Here is a 3,339-nt window from a genome sequence, read left to right as displayed (position 1 = left end):
CGACGGGCCCGGCCGTGCCGTGGTGCGAGCGGCACCCGACGCCATGGTGGTGCGTGTGATCGAAGAGAGTTGTGCGGGCTGACGGGCCAGCGGTGGCGCCGGTGCCGCTGGGCACGAACGCCGCGCTCGCACCCTACGCCAGCGACCCCGCGCGCAGCCGGGGACGGCGCTTCGCCGAGCCCGAGGCGCCGACGCGCACCGCGTTCCAGCGCGACCGCGACCGGGTCATCCATTCCACCGCCTTTCGGCGGCTGGTTTACAAAACCCAGGTGTTTCTCAACCACGAAGGCGATTTGTTCCGCACCCGGCTCACGCATTCGCTGGAAGTGGCGCAACTGGGGCGCAGCATCGCGCGCTCGTTGCGGCTGAACGAAGACCTGGTGGAGGCCGTGGCGCTGGCGCACGACCTGGGCCACACCCCGTTCGGCCACGCGGGGCAGGACGCCCTGAACACCTGTTTGAAAGCGCTGTTCGCCGCCGCCCAGCCGGGCCAGCCGGAGAGCGATGGCTGGGGCTTTGAGCACAACCTGCAAAGCCTGCGCGTGGTGGACCATCTGGAGGAGCGCTACCCCGCCTTCGACGGCTTGAATCTCACGTTTGAGACCCGCGAAGGCATCCTCAAACACTGCTCGCGCGCCAATGCGCTGCGCCTGCAGGCGCACGACACCAGTGGTGTGGCGGCGCGTTTTGTGGTCGGCGGTTCGCCGTCGCTGGAAGCCCAGTTGTGCAACCTGGCCGACGAGATCGCCTACAACGCACACGACATCGACGACGGCGTGCGCTCGGGGCTGCTGAGCCTGGAGCAGTTGGCCGAGGTGCCCTTGTTCGAGCGCTACCGCCTCAAGGCCCTGACCGCCTACCCGCAACTGGCGGGTCGCCGATTGTTGTTCGAGTCCATCCGCCTGATGCTCAGCGACCAGGTCTACGACGTGATCGACACCACGCGGGCCGGTCTGCAGGCCGCAGGCCTGGACAGCGCCGACGCGGTGCGCACCGCGCCGCCGGTGGTGGCCTTTTCCAGCGACATGCGGGAGGCCTCCCAGGTGCTCAAGACCTTTTTGCTGCGCAACCTCTACCGCCATCCCCAGGTCATGGAAACGACCGACCGCGCCCGGCGCGTGGTGAACGATTTGTTTGCGCTGTACCTGGATCGGCCCGGCGAGCTGCCCGACGAGTACCGCGAGCGCGAGCACCTGCCACGGGCCGTGGCCGACTACATCGCCGGCATGACCGACCGTTTCGCGATCCGCGAACACGAGCGCCTGTGCGGCACGGTGCTGTTTCCTTGAGCCGCGTGCAAACTCCGCAGACCCGGCGCGACCCGGACGCCGCCCACGAAGCGCGCCACCTGGCGCTGATCGTGATCGCGGTGGGTGTGACCTGTGCGCTGCACATCGGCAAGCTGCCGGTGGCGATTCCGGTGCTGCGCGAGGCTTTGCAGCTGAGTCTGGTCCAAGCCGGGTTTCTCTTGTCCATGGTGCAGTTCGCCGGCATGACGCTGGGCCTTTTGATGGGCTTGGTGGCAGACCGCCTGGGTGCTCGGCGGGTGATGCAAGCAGGTCTGTTGTTGCTCGCGGCGGGCAGCGCCGCAGGCGCTTTAGCGCCCGACGTGCACTGGTTGCTGCTGTCCCGTGTCGTTGAGGGCATGGGCTTTTTGCTCACCGTGTTGCCGGCGCCGGGCCTGCTGCGGCAACGCGTGCACCACGCGCCGACTTTGGCGCGCGCCCTGGGCTGGTGGGGTGCCTACATGCCGCTGGGCATGGCCACGGCCTTGCTGCTCGGTGCCCCGCTCATGGGGGTGCTGGGGTGGCGTGGCGCGTGGTTGCTGCTCAGCCTGGTCTCGGCCTTGGCCATGCTGGTGTTCACCTGGCGCGTGCCACCCGACACGGATGATCACCACGCTCAGCGCAAGCTGCCGCTCTGGCCCCGCTTGCGGCGCACCTTGTCGGTGCCGGGCCCATGGTTGGTGGCCATCGGGTTTTTTCTGTATTCGAGCCAGTGGATGGCGGTGGTCGGTTTTCTGCCCACGGTCTACAGCCAGGCGGGATACAGCGGCCCCGTGGTGGGTGCGCTCACCGCGCTGGCCGCCGGGATCAACATGGTCGGCAACATCGCGGCCGGTCGCTGGTTGGCCCGGGGCGCCCAGCCCGGCGTCTTGATGGGCGTGGCTTACCTCGCCATGATCGCGGGTGCGGCGGTGGCCTTTTCCGCATGGGCGCCGCCGCTGCTGCAATACCTCGCCGTGTTGCTGTTCTCGTGTGTCGGGGGCTTGATCCCCGGCACCTTGTTTGGCGTGTCGGTGTCGCTCGCCCCCGACCCGGGCACGGTGTCCACCACGGTGGGCTGGATGCAGCAACTCTCGGCGCTCGGCCAATTCCTGGGGCCACCGGCCGTGGCCTGGTTGGCGGTGCTGGTCGGTGGGTGGCAGTGGACCTGGCTGGCCACCGGGGCTTGCTCGGTGCTGGGTTGTTGCGTGGCGGCTGGTTTGCAGCGGACGTGGGCGCAGCGCGCCACGTAAAATTCCAATGGATCGGGTGTGGACTCCATTTTGTTCGCTGCCCCCAATCCTTGAGCACGCGCATGGCCCGCCTTCCCCGTCTCACCGTTCCAGGTTACCCGCACCACGTTGTGCAGCGGGGCAACAACCGGCAGGCGATTTTTGCGTCGGACGAGGATCGCCGGTATCTGCTGGCGCTGCTGATCGAGTACGCCACGCGCTTCCAAGTGGCTGTGCACGCCTATGTGCTCATGGACAACCACTTTCACCTGTTGGCCACGCCCGAGACTGCGGAGGGCTTGCCGCAGATGATGCAGGGAGTGGGGCGGCGCTATGTGCGTTATTTCAACGACAAACAAGGGCGCAGCGGCACCCTGTGGGAGGGGCGCTACCGCTCCACGCTGATCGAGACCGATCGGTATTTGCTCGCCTGCATGGTGTATATCGACCTGAATCCGGTACGCGCTGGCCTGGTGCAGGCTGCTCGGGACTTTCCTTGGTCGAGCCATGGGCATTACGTCGGGCTGGGGCAGGACAAGCTGGTGACGCCGCACCCGTTGGCCTGGACCCTGGGCAACACGCCGTTTGCCCGCGAAGCCGCATATGCCGAATTGGTGCACGCCGGACTGGGCACGGAGCAGCAGCGTGCGCTGACCGACTCCGTGTTGCGGGGCTGGGCTTTGGGTGGAGCCGATTTTGTTGCGGGTTTGCAGAAGCAGACGCCGCGAAGGGCGCGTCCCCTGCAAGCGGGAAGACCCGCGAACAAAGAAAAAAGCAGCCGGTAGCGGGCATCTGCGGCCTCAACGCCGCTGTTTGGACGGGGTTTTAATATGTCCCCAATT

3 protein-coding genes are annotated in these 3,339 nt (G+C 67.1%); all 3 read left to right on the top strand.

Features of this window, described 5'->3' with window-relative positions:
• Positions 1–71: 71 nt before the first annotated feature.
• The 3 genes from ABYB95_RS19910 to ABYB95_RS19900 all read left to right on the top strand — a co-directional run bounded on the left by ABYB95_RS19910 (position 72) and on the right by ABYB95_RS19900 (position 3,282).
• Positions 72–1,289, top strand: coding sequence for a deoxyguanosinetriphosphate triphosphohydrolase (locus tag ABYB95_RS19910; protein WP_372660907.1), 1,218 nt, complete (start codon positions 72–74; stop codon positions 1,287–1,289).
• A gap of 5 nt (positions 1,290–1,294) precedes the next feature.
• On the top strand, positions 1,295–2,518 hold the full coding sequence (locus ABYB95_RS19905; RefSeq protein WP_372660910.1) for a CynX/NimT family MFS transporter: 1,224 nt from the start codon (positions 1,295–1,297) through the stop codon (positions 2,516–2,518).
• Between the two features lie 62 nt (positions 2,519–2,580).
• Positions 2,581–3,282 carry a transposase gene (locus tag ABYB95_RS19900; protein ID WP_372660904.1) on the top strand — a complete coding sequence of 234 codons (702 nt, stop codon included), beginning with the start codon at positions 2,581–2,583 and terminating at the stop codon, positions 3,280–3,282.
• Positions 3,283–3,339 lie beyond the last annotated feature (57 nt).

It is taken from the genome of Hydrogenophaga sp. (assembly GCF_041633695.1).
Lineage (GTDB): Bacteria > Pseudomonadota > Gammaproteobacteria > Burkholderiales > Burkholderiaceae_C > Hydrogenophaga.
The sequence above is the reverse complement of the archived record's forward strand: the minus strand, read 5'-3'. Positions and strand labels throughout refer to the sequence as shown.

Coding starts and splice junctions, on each gene's coding strand:
- ABYB95_RS19900 (WP_372660904.1), top strand. CDS start 2,581: ATGGCCCGCCTTCCCCGTCTCACCGTTCCAGGTTACCCGCACCACGTT.